Genomic DNA, 16039 nt, shown 5'->3' with positions numbered 1-16039 from the left:
GCTAACGCAACGGGGTGTGAGCGGCAATATGGGCAGTTCCGGGAACCGGGCTCGCCGCCATGGCCTATGTCAGCTGCCTTGCTCGACGGCAAGCGAAAAGCGCGTGCTTTCGCCGCGCTGCGCAGCGTCGCGCGTCAGATAGACCTGCACGCGATAGCTAGCGCCTGGTTCGGTACGGAAGCTGCAGACGTTGGGAGTGGCGGTGCCCTGGCACGGTGGATCTGCGGCGCCGTCCTGGGTGATCTTCATGCGGGTGTTGGGGTTGTCGGTGTCGAGCCGGACGGTCAGCTGCCGATGGGGCCGGGTATCCAGCCCGTATTGCGCAATGCCGTTGCCGGTGATCTGGCCGCTGTACGAGCTGCCGTTGACGCTGCTTGCGCTGGACTGTGCGCTGCTGCTGGACTGGGCCATGGCGCTGCCTCCCAAGAGAAAACCCAGAAGGCCGGCCGCCGCGAGCATGGGGTGTAGGCGTTGCATGCAACTCTCCCGGGTGCGCAGGTCAGGATGGCACGCCGCCTTGCCGGGGGCGGTGGGTGTCGACAGAAGAAAGATTACGCCGGTATGCGCGGCCGTGTCGATGGGCTGGCCGGTTCAGACGTAGACTTTTTCAGTTGCAGCGGAGGGTGGCATGCGCGGGCCCGGTATGGCCAGTGCAGTGACCTGCTAATCAGTTCGCAGTGATCGGCAGCCCTCGGCGAAGCAAACGATGCACGAAGCGATGGCAGTTGGCACAGAGACATTGCAGGTCTTCTAGCCGAGTTTGGTGGTTTTCAGGCATGTGACTCACCTGAACGCGTGCATGGTGAACCTCGATGCAGGCTTCGCCGTGTTCGGAGCCGAAAATCTCGACGGGGTCGGCCTGGCATCTTTCGCAGAATAGCCGGCCATGCTTCTTGATGAAGTCTGCCTTCTTTGCCAGGGCTGCAGCAGGTTTGCGTTCGCGGCCAATGTGCTGCCTTAGCAATTTGCCTCCTTCGGGATAGGTATCGAGAGATATCTCGTTCGTATCAGGATCATTTTCTATGTCTGCCGGCACCATCTCGCCTTTAGGAACGATGTGGTATCCGGCCTCCCGTAGCAGCCGGAAGCATGCCGAGCCCTCGCCGGCAGAAAAGTGTTTCGGCAAGATCTGTCGATGGAGTGCGCGCGCAAGAGCGAGGCCGAAGACTGCTTTCGGAGGAAGGCGCAAACCTTCGTCGGTAATGAGGTCGTAGTCGGTGGATTCTCCGAATTCGTGCAGCGCGCCGTTCAGTAGAGCCGCAATACTCGCAAAGATCAGATCGGGGGTAACCTGTCTCAGTAGTTCGGCCGGAAGGCGCTCGCGGCTGCGTTTGTCCGCGGGGGTATCCGGTACGACGGCGGCAGTGGTAAGCGCCTCTTCCAGAGCTTGCGCAGATGCGGGGGTCAACCGTCGTATCGCTCGCATTGCGTTGCGCTCGACTTTTCCAGGTGCGTGCCGATCCATCGCCACTTGGTCTGCACCGCCTTCGAAGCGCAGACTGGTGACCAGCTCGAGCGATAGCGCGCGAAACGCAAAACTGGTAGCCGAGCTGGCCTCGGGCCAAAGATATTCTTTGGCCTCCCAGGTCACTCCAGGAGGTCGACCCTCGGATGCAGTGGTGATCCGGTCTACCGTGAAGGCTCCAAGTAAGCGCAGGACGCCTCCTGCGATGTTTGTCACATATACACGGTCGCCGGGACTTATCTTGCCGATAAAGTCCGAGCTACCGGCTCCCAATAGTGGGTCACCAGGGACATAGCCATGCCAGCCTGTGGCACCCCAATAGATCGTGAATGCGTTCGCCATCTGCCTCTCTTTTCGCTCACGATCGTAACCGTCCCGGGTCAGCTTCTGGCTGAGGCTGCTGCGCATACCCTGCGGCATTTCGTGACCGGGGATGCTTGTCGTTAGCGCATCAGGGGAGGGGCTGAGTTAATCTTGAACAGAGGTGGCTGCAAGTGTCCTGCGGGATAGGGCGATTCGCACCCGAATCGCGCGCATGCCCGCAAAGCGCTGCGGGGCGCGGCGCCCGGGTGGGTTCAATTCCCGCTAGTCTATTGAGCTGACCCTTGCAATCCGGTTGCAGGGCATTGCGCAATGCAGTCAGGAGCCGGTCTTTACGCCGTCTTGATGCGGTCGCTCCCAATCTCTATCCGCTCTTGACGGGCGAATTTCTACATTTCCTCCATCGTTGGCAGAGCAATGACGTTCTGCGGGAGGAAATGAATGACCACCAACTGGATTGAGATCCTGGCCGCCGTCACGGCGCTAGGGCTGTTTGCCTATCTGGGCTATGCGCTGCTGCGCCCCGAAAATTTCTGAGGTGCTGCCATGCAAGTGCTGCAAGACCTTGTTTTCGTGAGCCTGACGGTCGCCTGCTTTGTCGGCCTGCTGGGCTTTGTACGTGCGCTGACGCGCATCTGAAAGGGAGCACATCATGTGGTTACCCTGGATGGAATTTGCCGCGGTGCTGGCGGTCCTGACGCTGCTGGCCATTCCCATGGGCCAATGGCTGGCGCGCTGCTTTACCAGCGACCATCACACCTGGCTGGAGCGGCTCAGCTACCGCGCCTTGGGCGTGAACCCCGGCGAACACATGGGCTGGCAGCGCTATGGCGCGGCCCTGCTGCTGTCCAACGCGGCCATGATGCTGCTGGGCTATCTGATCCTGCGCCTGCAGGGCTGGCTGCCGCTGAATCCGCTGCAGATCGCGGCCCAGGCGCCCGATCTGGCCTTCAACACCGCGGCCTCGTTTATCAGCAATACCAACTGGCAGGCCTATGCGGGCGAGAGCAGTCTCACCAATGCCACGCAGATGGCGGTCATCACCTTTCTGATGTTTGCCGGTGCCACCACGGGCGTGGCGGCCGGCGCAGGCTTTGTGCGTGGGCTGGCACGCTCCAGCAGCAAGGACATCGGCAATTACTGGGTGGACTATGTGCGCGTGTTCTGGCGCGTGCTGCTGCCGCTGTCGTTTGTGCTGGCCCTGGTCTATGTCTGGCAGGGCATTCCGCAGACGCTGCACACCGAGACCTGGGCCACCACGCTGGAAGGCGCGCGCCAGCAGCTGTTGACGGGGCCCGTGGCCAGCCTGGAAAGCATCAAGCACCTGGGCACCAATGGCGGCGGCTTCTTCAATGCGAATGCCGCCCACCCGTTCGAGAACCCCACGCCGCTGACCAATGTGCTGCATATCCTGGGCATGATGCTGATCCCGGCCAGCATGACCTATGCGTTCGGCTCCATGCTGCTGCGCCGCCGCCAGGGTTGGGTGCTGTATGGCGCCTGCATGGCGATGTTCATAGGCTTTCTGAGCCTGGTGTTCGTGGCGGAGCAGCAAGGCAGCGGCCTGCTGGCGCATGCCGGTGCCGACCAGCAATGGAGCCTCACGCAGAGCGGCGGCAACATGGAAGGCAAGGAGCTGCGCTTCGGCATTGCCGATACCTCCTTGTTCGTGACGGCCACCACGGCGGCCACCACGGGTTCGGTCGATGCCATGCACGATTCGCTCACGCCGCTGGGCGGCATCACGCCGCTGGCGCTGATGATGCTCAACTGCGTGTTCGGCGGCGACGGCGTGGGTCTGATCAACCTGATCCAGTACGCCATCCTCACGGTTTTCCTGGCCGGCATGATGATAGGCCGCACGCCCGAGTTCCTGGGCAAGAAGATCGAGGTGCGCGAGATCAAGCTGGTCATGCTCTCGGTGCTGGCGCAGCCGGCCAGCATGCTGGGCTTCACGGCGCTGGCCCTGCTCTGGCCCGACGCTTCCTCCAGCCTCAACAACCACGGCCCGCACGGCTTCTCCGAGATTCTCTATGCCTATGCCTCGGCCACGGCCAACAACGGCTCGGCCTTCGCGGGGCTGAACGCCAACACGCCGTTTTTCAACGTCACGCTGGGCCTGGCCATGATCGTGGGGCGCTTTCTCACGCTGCTGCCCATGCTGGCCGTGGCCGGCAGCATGGCGGCCAAGACCACGGTGCCTGCGGGCCCCGGCACTTTCCCCACGGCCTCGCCGCTGTTCATGGGTCTGCTCGTGTTCGTGGTGCTGGTGGTGGGCGGCCTCACCTTCCTGCCGGCGCTGGCCCTGGGGCCCATCGTCGAACACCTTCAAATGCTGGTCGGACAGCTCTATGCATGACACCCCCCTGAGTCGCTTCGCGCCTTCCCCCCCGCTCTCGCATGGCTGGGCCATGCGGGCAGGGAGACGCAGCCCTCGCTGCGGGGCGGCCCTTGCTCGGCTGCCCTTACATGGAGGGCGCGTGCTTCAGGCGCTACGGGCGGTGCCAGGAATTACAGATAAATCCGTTGGAAGCAAGATCATGAAATCCTCTTCTCTTTCTATCTCCACTCCTGCGACTTTGGTGGCGGATGCCGAAGCATCTCCAGCCTCCTGGAGCCGCCTCGCGGCCAGCAGCGTGCGCGCGGCCGTGGCCGTGATGCTGGTGGCCGGCATTGCCTATCCGCTGGCGACCACCGGCGTGGCCCAGGCCCTGTTGCCGCATACAGCCAACGGCAGCCTGATAGAGCGCAACGGCCTGGTCGTGGGCTCGGCGCTGATAGGCCAGCAGTTCGCGGGCCCCGCCTATTTCCACGGGCGGCCCAGCGCCACGACGGCGCCCGATCCCGCCAAGGAAGGCGCCAGCGTGGCTGCCCCCTATAACGCCGGCCAGTCCGGCGGCAGCAACCAGGGGGCCACGCACAAGGATCTGGCCGAGACGGTAGCCGCCCGCGTGGCGCAGTACCGCGAGGGCAACGGCCTGGCCGCCGATGCCCCGGTTCCGGTGGATGCGGTGACTGCTTCGGCCTCGGGGCTGGACCCGCATATCTCGGTGGCCAACGCCGTGCTGCAGCTGCCGCGTGTGGCTCGGGAACGCAATCTGTCGCAAGAGCAGGTGCGGCATCTCGTGGAGCAGAACACGCAGGGGCGCACCCTGGGCCTGCTGGGCGAGCCGCGTGTGAACGTGCTGCAACTGAACCTGGCGCTGGATGCGCTGCAGTCCGCCGCAAAGGAGTAAGCCATGAACAGCCATAAAGTAAAGGCAGGCGCCAGCCTGTTCGAGCCTCGCCTGGTGCGCGAGGCCCTGCTCGACGCGGTGCGCAAGCTCTCGCCGCGCACGCAGTGGGCCAATCCCGTGATGTTCGTGGTCTATCTGGGCGCCATCCTGACCACGCTGCTGTGGTTGCAGGACCTGCGCGAGCCTGCGTCTGCCGCAGACAACGAAGGCGCAGGTTTTGCGCTGGCGATTGCGCTGTGGCTGTGGTTCACGGTGCTGTTTGCCAACTTCGCCGAAGCTCTGGCCGAAGGCCGCAGCCGCGCCCAGGCTGCCAGCCTGCGCAGCATGAAGCGCGATACCGTGGCCAAGGTGCTGCTGCAGCCGCATTTCGGCAGCTCCTGGATTCCGGAGCGCGCCAGCGATCTGCGCAAGGGCGTGGTCATCTTCGTGGAGGCCGGCGACACGATTGCGCTGGACGGCACGGTGATCGAGGGCGTGGCCTCGGTGGACGAAAGCGCCATCACCGGCGAATCGGCCCCCGTGATCCGCGAGGCCGGCGGCGACTTCTCCTCGGTCACGGGCGGCACACGCGTGCTGTCGGACTGGCTGGTGGTGGAAGTCACGGTGAACCCTGGCGAGTCCTTCCTGGACCGCATGATCTCCATGGTCGAATCGGCCAAGCGCCAGAAGACGCCCAACGAGCTGGCGTTGACCATTCTGCTCGTGGGCCTGACGCTGGTCTTTCTGATGGTCATCGTGACCCTGTGGCCGTTCTCGGCCTTTGCCGTGGGGCAGGCGGGCGCGGGTTCTGTGGTCGGTATTGCCGTGCTGGTGGCCCTGCTGGTGTGCCTGATTCCCACGACCATCGGCGGTCTGCTGTCGGCCATCGGCGTGGCCGGCATGAGCCGCATGATGCAGGCCAATGTGATCGCCACTTCGGGCCGCGCCGTGGAGGCCGCGGGCGACGTGGACGTGCTGCTGCTGGACAAGACCGGCACCATCACGCTGGGCAACCGCCTGGCCAGCGACTTCGTGCCGGCGCCCGGGGTGTCGGTGCAGCAGCTGGCCGAGGCTGCACAGCTGGCCTCGATTGCCGACGAGACGCCCGAGGGCCGCAGCGTGGTAGCCCTGGCCCGGGAGCGCCACGGTCTGGCCGAGCGCAACGCTACCGAGCTGCAGGCCGAGTTCGTACCCTTTACCGCGCAGACGCGCATGAGCGGCGTGGACCTGTCCACCCCTCAGGGGCCGCGCCATTTGCGCAAGGGGGCAGCCGATGCGGTGCGGCGCCATGTCGAGGCCTTGGGCGGGCAGTTCCCCGCCGCCGTATCGCAGGCGGTGGACAATGTCTCGCGCAAGGGCAGCACACCGCTGGCGGTGGCCGACGGAGCCCGCGTGCTGGGTACGATCGAGCTCAAGGACGTCGTCAAGCCCGGCATGCGCGAGCGCTTTGCCGAGCTGCGCCGCATGGGTATCCAGACCGTGATGGTCACGGGCGACAACCCGTTGACGGCAGCGGCCATCGCCGCCGAGGCCGGCGTGGACGACTACCTGGCCGAGGCCACGCCCGAGGACAAGCTGCGCCTGATCCGCAGCCACCAGGCCGCGGGCCGCCTGGTGGCCATGACCGGCGACGGCACCAACGATGCCCCGGCCCTGGCCCAGGCCGACGTGGCCGTGGCCATGAACAGCGGCACCCAGGCGGCCAAGGAGGCCGGCAACATGGTGGACCTGGACAGCAACCCGACCAAGCTCATCGAGGTGGTGGAAACCGGCAAGCAGATGCTGATGACGCGCGGTGCGCTGACCACCTTCAGCATCGCCAACGACGTGGCCAAGTATTTCGCCATCATTCCGGCCGCCTTCGTGGGCACCTATCCGCAGCTGGCTTCGCTCAACGTGATGCAGCTGCACAGCGCCGACTCGGCGATCCTGAGCGCCGTGATCTTCAACGCACTGATCATCATCGCCCTCGTGCCCCTGGCCCTGCGCGGCGTGCGCTACCGCGCCGTGGGCGCGGCCGCGCTGCTGCGCCAGAACATGCTGATCTACGGCCTGGGCGGTCTCATCGTGCCGTTCGTGGGCATCAAGCTCATCGACATGTTCCTCACGGTTCTGGGCCTGGTTTGAGCGCTGCCGCTACGGCCCTGCTGGCAGGGGCTGTAGCGGGTGCTTGCCCTTTCTCCTCATGGTTCTTCGGGCTCCCCCTGCAGGGAAGGGGGAGTCCTGTCTCTTGTTTCTCCATCATGTGCAAATCTTTCCAAGAATCTTTCGCGGCTTCACGTGTGACTTCGCATGTATCTTCCCGCGTCCTGGCAGTGGCGGCGTTGCTGGCCGTATCTGGATTTCTGTTGCCGCACATCGCGGCAGCTCAGGAAAAACCGGACCGGGCCGCCATGCCTGAAGCAGTGCAGGTCAAGGCGCAGGCCGGTCTGCCCATCACCGGCAGCCTGAGCCTGCTGTCCGACTACCGCTTTCGCGGCATCTCGCAAACCTGGGGCGCCGCCGCCGTGCAGGGCGGGGTGGAGCTGGCGCTGCCGCGGGGCTTTTATCTGGGCACCTCGTTGACCAACGTGTCCACCCACAGCTATGGCCGCGGCGAAGGGCTGGAGAACGATATCTATGGCGGCTGGCGCGGCGATGTGGCGCCCGGCTGGCAGCTGGATGCCGGCCTGCTGCACTACCGCTACCCGGGCGCAAGGCTGGCAACGCCGGACGGCGGCAGCAAGCGCTTTGACACCACGGAAGCCTATCTGGGCGCCACGCATGGTGGCTTCAACATCAAATGGTCGCTGGCGCTGACGCCGTATTTCGGCCTGCGCGAGAGCACGGCCGGCTCGGCCTTTGCCACGGCGCTCGCACCGGCGGGCAGCAGCCGGGGCAGCCAGTACCTGGACCTGAACTACCAGCATCCGCTGGGCGGCTGGGCCACGCTGGGCGTGCATGGCGGCTATACCCTGGTGCGCAACTACGGCGAGGTTTCCTACGCCGACTGGCGTGTGTCCCTGGCCAAGACCTGGGGGGTGTGGACGGCATCGGCGGCCTGGGTGGGGACATCGGCCGATGCCCGCTACTACAGCGCAGCCAACAGCGAGGGGCGCCTGCGCAGCCTGGGGCGCAGCGGCCTGGTGCTGGGCCTGAGCGCGGGCTTCTGAGCCGTGCATCTGCCTTTTTCCCCGCCCGCCAGTGATACGCTGATGACCCGATGCCCATGACCCATTCCCCACCGCTTGCCCCGCGCCCCGATCCCGACGCGCTGGTCGCCCAGCTGCAGGCCGAGCAGCAGCTTGCCGCGCGCGGCAAGCTGCGCATTTACTTCGGCTCCAACGCCGGCGTAGGCAAGACCTATGCCATGCTGGCGGCTGCGCAGCGCGAACGCCAGGCAGGGCACGAAGTGCTGGTGGGCCTGGTGGAAACGCATGGCCGGGCCGAGACCGAGCAGCAGCTGCACGGCCTCGAACAGTTGCCGCGCCGGCATCTGCCCTACCAGGGGCGGCAATTGTCCGAGTTCGATCTCGATGCCGCGCTGCGGCGCCATCCCGAGATACTGCTGCTGGACGAACTGGCGCACAGCAATGTGCCGGGCGCCCGCCATCCCAAGCGTTGCCAGGATGTGGAGGAACTGCTGGCTGCCGGCATCAATGTCTGGACCACGCTCAACGTGCAGCACCTGGAAAGCCTCAACGATGTGGTGGGCGGCATCGTGGGCATCAAGGTGCATGAAACCGTGCCAGACCGGATTTTCGACAACGCCGACGAAGTCATCGTGGTCGACATCCCGCCCGAGGAGCTGCTCAGGCGCCTGAAGGCGGGCAAGGTCTATCCGCTGGAGCAGGCCGAGCGCGCCTCGCACAATTTCTTCCGCCTGGGCAATCTGCTGGCGCTGCGCGAGCTGGCGCTGCGGCGCACGGCCGACCGTGTCGACGAGGATATGCGCGACTACCGGCGCGAGCGTTCCATCGGCGATGTCTGGCCTGCACGCGAGCGGCTGCTGGTGGGTGTGGGCGGCCACGCCGGCGACGATGCGCTGGTGCGTCAGGTCGCACGCCTGGCGCGGCGGCTGGAAGCCGACTGGATGGTGGTCTACGTGGATGCGCCCGAGCGCCAGCACCGGCCACGCCGGGCGCAGGAGGGCGTGCTCAAGACCCTGGCCCTGGCCGCGCGCCTGGGGGCCGACACGGCCACGATTCCCGGCGCCAACGTGGCGCAGGCCCTGGTGGCCTTTGCGCGCGAGCGCAATGCCAGCCACCTGGTGCTGGCCCGCATGCCGCGCCGCGTGTCGCGCTGGCTGCCCTGGACGGCGACCAGCCTGCCCGAGCAGATTGCGCGGCTGGACCCGGGGCTGGATGTATTGGTGCTGTCTCCGCCGTTACCCAAAAATGAGAGCGCTGTGCGCAAGCCCATCGCGGATCGCAAGCCGATTGCATGGGTTGGCTATGCGGGTGCGACCCTGGCCTGCTTTGCCGCCACCGCGGTGGCCGAGCTGCTGTTGCAGGTGTTCGAGCCGGCCAACGTCGTCATGCTGTTCCTGCTGGTGGTCGTGCTCTCGGCCCTGCGCTGGGGGCGCGGACCCGGCGCATGGGCCGCCTTGCTGGCCGTGCTTTGCTTCGACTACTTTTTCGTGCCGCCGCGCGACTCCTTCTCGGTCAACGACACGCAATACCTGTTCACCTTCAGCCTGATGCTGGGCGTGGCGCTGGTCTGCGGCCAGCTCATGGCGCGGCTGCGCCACGAGGCGCGCGTGGCGGCCGAACGCGAGCGGCGCGCCGGGGCGCTGGCGCGGCTGGCACGCGACCTGTCGGGCGCACTCACGCAGGAGCAGGTGGCGCAAATTGCGCTGACCACGGTTTCGGGGGTGTTCGATGCGCAGGCGGGCCTGCAGCTGCCCGACGCCCAGGAGAACCTGCACGCCGTGGCCGGCAGCCAGGGCGTGATGGATGCCAGCATTGCGCGCTGGAGCATGGAGCACGGCCAGCCGGCCGGGCAGGGGACGGACACGCTGCCCGCATCGCCGGCCCTGTATGTGCCGCTGATGGCGCCGGTGCGCGTGCGCGGCGTGCTGGTGCTGCAGCTGCGCAAGCCCCGGCAGCTGGATGTGCCGGAGGAGCGCCGGCTGCTGGATGCCTGTGCCAGCCAGATTGCGCTGGCGCTGGAACGCGTGCACTTCGTCGAGGTGGCGCAGCAGACCCAGGTGGCCATGGAAGGCGAGCGGCTGCGCAACACCCTGCTGTCGGCCGTGTCGCACGATCTGCGCACACCGCTGACCGGCATCCTGGGCGCTGCCCAGGCGGCCCTGCCGCGGGTACCGGCGGGCCCGGCGGCGGACATGCTGGTGCAGATCCGCGATCAGGCACAGACGCTGCAGCAACTGGTGGACAATCTGCTGGCCATGGCGCGCCTGCAGCAGGGCGGCGTGCACCTCAAGCGCGAGTGGCTGCCCGTCGAGGAACTGGCGGGCAGCGCGCTGCGGCAGATGCACGACCGCCTGGCGGCACATGTGGTGCGCACCGATCTGCCCACCGGGCTGCCGTTGCTGCATGTGGATGCGGTACTGATGGAGCGCGTGCTGGTCAATCTGCTGGACAATGCCGCCAAGTACACTCCGCCCGGAACGACGCTGGCGCTGACCGGCCAGGTGCAGCACGGGCCCGACGGCGATGTCTGTCTGCTGACGCTGCAGGACGACGGCCCGGGCCTGCCCCGGCATCTGGATGCGGACATGCTGTTCGAGCCCTTCACCCGGGGTGTGGTCGAGTCCACGGTCTCCGGCATGGGCCTGGGGCTGACGCTGGCGCAGCGCATCGTCGAAGCCCATGGTGGGCGGCTGGAGGCCGCCTCGGCCCACCCCGGGCCGGGTACGATCTTCACCATCCGCCTGCCCGTTCCGGAACAACCCGCGCTGGATGACTGAACCGACTTTCCCATGACTGCCGCCCACCGCGTTTTACTGATCGAAGATGACCTGGCGATACGCCGCTTTGTCCGCCTGGCCCTGGAGGACGAAGGCTGGCAGGTGTTCGAGGCGGAGACGGCACGGCGCGGCCTGATCGAGGCGGCCAGCCGCCAGCCCGATGTGGTGGTGCTGGACCTGGGCCTGCCCGATGCCGACGGCAAGAGCGTGATTGCGGAACTGCGCAGCTGGAGTCCCTTGCCCGTGCTGGTGCTGTCGGCGCGGGACCGAGAGGAGGAAAAGGTCGCAGCCCTCGATGCCGGTGCCGACGACTACCTGACCAAGCCCTTTGGCGTGCCCGAGCTGCTGGCGCGGCTGCGCGTGCTGCTGCGCCGGCGCCAGCAATTGCCGGCCGAGGCTGCGCCATCCAGCCGCGCGCGCTTCGGTGAAGTGGTGGTCGATCTGGCCACGCACGAGGTGCGGCGGGGAGCGCAGGCCGTGCATCTCACCCCCATAGAGTTCCGCCTGCTGGCGGCGCTGATTGCCGGGCAGGGCCGGGTGCTGACGCACCGCCAGCTGCTGCTGCAGGTCTGGGGGCCGGAATATCTGGACCGGCCCCACTATCTGCGCGTGCACATGGCCAATCTGCGCCAGAAGATAGAGGCCGACCCGGCCCAGCCGCAGCATCTGCAGACCGAGCTGCAGGTGGGCTACCGGCTGGTGGGCCTGGCGCTGCAGGCGCAGTAGCCGATCCAAGGACCGTGCAGGCAGGCGCTAGAAGGCGCCGGATTCCGGTTTGACCCAAGTCAAGAATGCGCGCGGCGGGAGCAGGATTCCTCATCAACGCATGCGAAATGAATTAGATTGCTCTCCTCAACAAAAAACTTTCGCGGCTGCTTGCTGCAGCCGCTATTGAAAAATCACCCATCGGGAGAGGTAATGCGCAAATCCTTGGCGGCTCTTTTTCTGTCCCTGGCCTGTGGTGGGGCCGCACTGGCTGAAGGGGTGCCGGAGATCAGCCAGTCCGTGCTGAGAAGCGCACTGGCAGAAAAGCTCAAAGGCCATGGCATAGCCGATATCAAGAATCTGGAAGTGTTTGAAGACAAGAAGGAAAAGGGAGCCTTCCATATCTGCGGTGAAGTCAAGACGGATTCCAGCGAGGGGTATACGCCTTTTTTTGCCTTTATCGTTTCCATGGAAAAGTACGCCATCATGGATCTGTCCGCCGATTCGCCCAAGCTGTGCGCGATCAGCCGCAATGGCGGGCTTTGAGCGCCATCCCCGGCTCCCGCGCCAGCAGGGTGCAGCGGCACGGTAAGTGGACTGCCGTCGCCTTTGCGGCAGCTGAGCGTTCCGGCGGAACTCTTCGGTCCGACGGTTTGCAGCCATGCGCAGGCTCGGCTCAGCGGACGGGCATGCCGGGCAGGCGGAGTGCGCGTGCCGGATGAAGCAACGGTCGTTGCCCTCGGCGGTCCGCACCGATCTGCGCACCTGCCCGAGACTCAGAACATCATGCGCAGGCCCATGTCGAAGCCCAGGGCGCCAGCCGGCCGCATGCCGCCCGTGGTGACATAGGAGGGCTGGGGCATGATGATCGGGCTGCTCACGACCAGCGGCGTGGCGCCCATGATGCCGGGATTGTTCTGGCCGTTGCCCACGCTGATGCGCGAGATGGTGGTGTATAGCGCCGTGCGCTTGGACAGGTTGTGCACATAGCCCAGCGCCAGCTTGTTGACGGACGAGTCGCCCGTGCCCTGGCCGCTCCTGAACTGCACACGCGAATAGGAGGCGCGCACCATGTGGACCCCCACCGGAATGGTGATGCCGGCCAGGAGACCCTGGTAGCGGTCGCTGACGGGGGCGAGCGTGGCAGCGTCATGGCGCTCGTTGCGCACGTCGGACCATTCGCCGAAGACCTTGGCGGAGCCGAAATCGTAGCTTCCACCCAGGTTCAGCGACTTGATCTTTTCGGCGCTGGCGCCGGCATTGCCCAGCGTGCTCTCGCCGTAGGCCACGGCCACGTCGGTCGGGCCGCCGGCCCAGCCCAGGCGCGCGCCCGCATAGCGGCCGCGCTGGCTGGAGTTTTCCGCGAAGGCATACATGGCCTGGCCGTACACGCCGCCCAGGCCTGCGGGCAGGTGGTAGCCGATGGTATTGCTGGCGCGCAGATAGTTGTCGGTGCCGGCCGAGAGGCCGCCGCCCAGCAGCCGGTCCGTGAGGCTGCCCGTGCTCTGGGTGGCCAGCGCGCGGGCCGTGGCCAGATTGCTGTTGACCACGGCAATCAGGTTGAGGCCCACGCCGTTGGAGGTGAAGGGATCGAACGCCCAGTCGTTCAGGAAGGAGGGCGTGTGGTCGCGCCCCAGGCGCAGCTCGCCCAGCCGGCCCGAGAGGCTGACCGTGGAGCGGCGGCCGAAGTTCAGCGCGCCGCCCCCGGTGTCGTTGGTGACCGGGGCTTCCAGCCACATGCCGGCCGCAAGGCCGCCGCCGAGGTCTTCCGTGGCGCGGATGCCGATGCGGCTGGCGAGATTGCCCGACGGCGACAGCGCCCAGGTGCTCTGCCGGACCGAGCGCGCGGGGCCCGCATCCCATGATTCGCTGCGCACGCTGTAGCGGCTGATGCTCGCGTCCATGACGCCGAACAGGGTGACCGAGGTTTGCGCGCAGGCAGTGCCGGTGGCGAGCAGCGTGCAAAGGCTGAGGGAACAGAAGGCAAGGCGTTGCATGAGTCATGTCTCCATTTCGTTATAGGTGGTGACGCGGTGGGGTCCGCGTGACTGCACTCTAGGAAAGGAGCCGCGGCGCCCTTTGGCAATCCATGCCAGATGCTGTGCACTTCATGCCATCGGCGGGGGCAGCAACTCAGGGTTGCAACGGATTTGTCCCAACAAAGCAAGTTCATGTCCCGGTAAAGCAAATCAGCGGCGCGGTGGCTCCGGATACTGAGGATGTGTTGACAATCTCCTCGCGCCGCAAAGCGACGGACCCGAAGGGGGGACGCCATCGGGCGATTTCTTCGCGCCGGCTCCTGCTTGCACCGTGGTGCAAGCTGCGAGCCGCCGCTTCGAACTCATCCCGATTGCGCTCCAGCCCGGCGGCGTGGAGACCGTCAACGTTCTGAAGCCAAGCCAACCAAGAACGGAGACATGGATATGAAGCGACGAACCCTGGCGCTGCTTGCAGGCTGCGCTCTGGCCTGCGGTGCGGCCTGGGCCGCCCAGCCGATCAAGCTCATCGTGCCCGCGCCGCCGGGCGGCACCATGGACATCGTGGCCCGCGTGGTGGGGCAGCAGCTGTCCAGCGACACCGGCCAGACCGTGGTGGTGGAGAACAAGCCCGGCGCGGGCGGCATGATCGGCATGCAGGCCCTGCTGTCGGCCCCAGCGGACGGGCAAACGCTGCTGGTCGGCGCGAGCAATCTGCTGGCCGAGATTCCCCACGTCATCAAGACCTCGTTCGACCCGCTCAAGGACGTCGTGCCCGTGGCCTCGTTCGCCCGTTCGGGCGTGGTGCTGGTGACGGCCGCCAGCTATCCCGCGCAGGATTTCCAGAGCCTGCTGGCGCAGCTCAAGACCCGCAAGGGCCAGACCAGCTTTGCCAGCTACAGCCCCGGAACCGTGTCGCAATACGCGGGCCTGGTGCTCAGCGACAAGGCGGGGCTGGACATGCAGCACGTGGGCTACCCCGGTTCGCCGCCGGCGCTGCAGGCCGTGCTGGGCGGCCAGGTGGACGTCATGTTCGACGGCATGCTCACTTCGGTCCCCCTGATCAAGGCCGGCAAGCTGCGGGCCTATGCCTTCTCGGGGCCGCAGCGCTCGCGCCACCTGCCCAATGTGCCGACCACGACCGAGCTGGGCTATCCCGACCTGCAGTTCCGGGGCTGGGTGGGCCTGATCGCCCCGGCCAGGCTGCCTGCCGACGTGCTGGCCCGCCTGCACATCGCCATCGAGAAAGTGGCCAAGGCGCCCGCGGTGCAGCAAAAGCTCTCCGATGTGGGCCTGGAGCCCGAGGTCATCACCGATACGGCCGCGCTGCAGCGCGAAACCCGGGCCATGTCCGAGCGCAACGCCGGCATCGTCAAGAAATACGGCATCACCGTGAACTGAGAGCGTGTTCGCGATCTCCTCGCGGGTGTACAGGCGCGGAGCCGGGCGGTCTGCTTTGTTGCAAATCCTCGCAATAGCACAGCTATTGCTGCGGTTCGCGCCTGGCAGCCCATCCCGATCCGCATCTGCACTCCTTCACGATAGATCGTGAACACGCCCTGAACCCCGCACAGGAGACAAGGGCCATGCACATCCGACAACTCACCCCGGCCATAGGCGCCGAAATCTCGGGAATCCACCTGGGCGAAGCCGCGCGCAGCGCGGAGCGGTTCGCGGAGATCCGCTCCGCGCTGCTCAAGCACCGCGTGCTGTTCTTCCGTGGCCAGGACATCACGCGCGCCGAGCACGTGGCTTTCGCGCGCTGCTTCGGTCCGCTCGAAGACCATCCTGTGGTCGGCAGCGACCCCGACCACCCGGGCCTGGTGCGCATCTACCGCAGCGACAACCCGCACAGCTATGAGAACGTCTACCACTGCGATGGCCTGTGGCGCCCGAACCCGGCCATGGGTGCGGTGCTGCGCTGCATAGAGTGCCCTGAGATCGGCGGCGACACCATCTGGGTCAACATGGTCAAGGCCTACGAGGAGCTGCCGGACTATGTCAAGGACCAGATCGCCAATCTGCGCGCCAAGGCCAGCATCGAGCACAGCTTCGGCGCGGTGATGACGCCCGAGGCGCGCGCCAGGCTGGTGGCCGAACACCCCGCCGCTGAGCACCCCGTGGTGCGCACCCACCCCGAGACGGGCGAGAAGGTACTGTTCGTGGGCGCGGGCTTCACCTCGCACTTCGTCAACTGGAGCACGCCCGACAACGTGCGCCACGGCATCGACAAATCGCCCGGCGCGTCGCTGCTGCTCAACTACCTGACCAGCCGCGCCAGCATCCCTGAATACCAGGTGCGCTGGTCGTGGAAGCCGGGCGACATCGTGGTCTGGGACAACCGCAGCACCCAGCACTATGCCTGCAACGACTACTTCCCCGCGCCGCGCAAGATGGAGCGCGCGGGGATCGTCGGCGACATTCCGTATTGATCAAAAACCATAGCTTG

Annotated in this window: 13 protein-coding genes; 10 read left to right on the top strand and 3 right to left on the bottom strand. The window is 66.3% G+C overall.

The window, feature by feature from the left end; genetic code table 11:
- Window positions 1–69: 69 nt before the first annotated feature.
- Both Cte04_RS19740 and Cte04_RS19735 read right to left on the bottom strand, forming a co-directional pair.
- Window positions 70–477 carry a DNA breaking-rejoining protein gene (locus Cte04_RS19740; protein ID WP_066483204.1) on the bottom strand — a complete coding sequence of 136 codons (408 nt, stop codon included), beginning with the start codon at window positions 475–477 and terminating at the stop codon, window positions 70–72.
- Between the two features lie 190 nt (window positions 478–667).
- Window positions 668–1873, bottom strand: coding sequence for a ScoMcrA-related endonuclease (locus Cte04_RS19735; RefSeq protein ID WP_217997595.1), 1206 nt, complete (start codon window positions 1871–1873; stop codon window positions 668–670).
- A gap of 354 nt (window positions 1874–2227) precedes the next feature.
- Between Cte04_RS19735 and kdpF the strand changes: the two genes are divergently transcribed.
- The 8 genes from kdpF (at window position 2228) to Cte04_RS19695 (ending at window position 12160) form a co-directional block, all read left to right on the top strand.
- Window positions 2228–2323 carry a K(+)-transporting ATPase subunit F gene (gene kdpF, locus Cte04_RS19730; protein ID WP_066483199.1) on the top strand — a complete coding sequence of 32 codons (96 nt, stop codon included), beginning with the start codon at window positions 2228–2230 and terminating at the stop codon, window positions 2321–2323.
- A 115-nt stretch (window positions 2324–2438) separates the two neighbouring features.
- Window positions 2439–4145 carry a potassium-transporting ATPase subunit KdpA gene (gene kdpA, locus Cte04_RS19725; protein ID WP_066483196.1) on the top strand — a complete coding sequence of 569 codons (1707 nt, stop codon included), beginning with the start codon at window positions 2439–2441 and terminating at the stop codon, window positions 4143–4145.
- 181 nt (window positions 4146–4326) lie between these two features.
- Window positions 4327–5022: a potassium-transporting ATPase subunit KdpC gene (gene kdpC, locus Cte04_RS19720; RefSeq protein ID WP_066483193.1), complete on the top strand. Its 696-nt coding sequence runs from the start codon at window positions 4327–4329 to the stop codon at window positions 5020–5022.
- A 3-nt stretch (window positions 5023–5025) separates the two neighbouring features.
- Window positions 5026–7128 (top strand): potassium-transporting ATPase subunit KdpB, encoded by a 2103-nt coding sequence (gene kdpB / locus Cte04_RS19715; RefSeq protein WP_066483188.1) that lies wholly within the window; start codon window positions 5026–5028, stop codon window positions 7126–7128.
- 266 nt (window positions 7129–7394) lie between these two features.
- Entirely contained in the window at window positions 7395–8153 is a 759-nt protein-coding gene (locus Cte04_RS19710) for a TorF family putative porin (protein ID WP_245633453.1), read from the top strand.
- 50 nt (window positions 8154–8203) lie between these two features.
- Window positions 8204–10909: a DUF4118 domain-containing protein gene (locus Cte04_RS19705; protein WP_066483180.1), complete on the top strand. Its 2706-nt coding sequence runs from the start codon at window positions 8204–8206 to the stop codon at window positions 10907–10909.
- 12 nt (window positions 10910–10921) lie between these two features.
- Window positions 10922–11635, top strand: coding sequence for a response regulator (locus Cte04_RS19700; RefSeq protein WP_066483176.1), 714 nt, complete (start codon window positions 10922–10924; stop codon window positions 11633–11635).
- Window positions 11636–11827: 192 nt separating this feature from the next.
- Window positions 11828–12160: a hypothetical protein gene (locus Cte04_RS19695; RefSeq protein ID WP_157082195.1), complete on the top strand. Its 333-nt coding sequence runs from the start codon at window positions 11828–11830 to the stop codon at window positions 12158–12160.
- A gap of 230 nt (window positions 12161–12390) precedes the next feature.
- On the opposite strand, the gene Cte04_RS19690 is transcribed toward Cte04_RS19695, so the two are convergent.
- The gene (locus Cte04_RS19690) at window positions 12391–13611 is read right to left on the bottom strand and encodes a porin (protein ID WP_066483170.1); all 1221 of its coding nucleotides are present in this window, start codon (window positions 13609–13611) and stop codon (window positions 12391–12393) included.
- Between the two features lie 420 nt (window positions 13612–14031).
- On the opposite strand from Cte04_RS19690, the gene Cte04_RS19685 reads away from it, so the two are divergent.
- Together Cte04_RS19685 and Cte04_RS19680 are read left to right on the top strand one after the other, a co-directional pair.
- On the top strand, window positions 14032–14991 hold the full coding sequence (locus tag Cte04_RS19685) for a Bug family tripartite tricarboxylate transporter substrate binding protein (protein WP_066483163.1): 960 nt from the start codon (window positions 14032–14034) through the stop codon (window positions 14989–14991).
- A gap of 185 nt (window positions 14992–15176) precedes the next feature.
- Window positions 15177–16022, top strand: a complete 846-nt coding sequence (locus Cte04_RS19680) for a TauD/TfdA dioxygenase family protein (RefSeq protein WP_066483157.1) — start codon at window positions 15177–15179, stop codon at window positions 16020–16022.
- The last annotated feature ends 17 nt before the right edge of the window (window positions 16023–16039 follow it).

This window comes from Comamonas terrae (assembly GCF_001544075.1).
Taxonomy (GTDB): Bacteria; Pseudomonadota; Gammaproteobacteria; order Burkholderiales; family Burkholderiaceae_C; genus Comamonas; species Comamonas terrae.
Note: the sequence above shows the minus strand (reverse complement) of the source record. Positions and strands in the feature narration are given on the sequence as shown.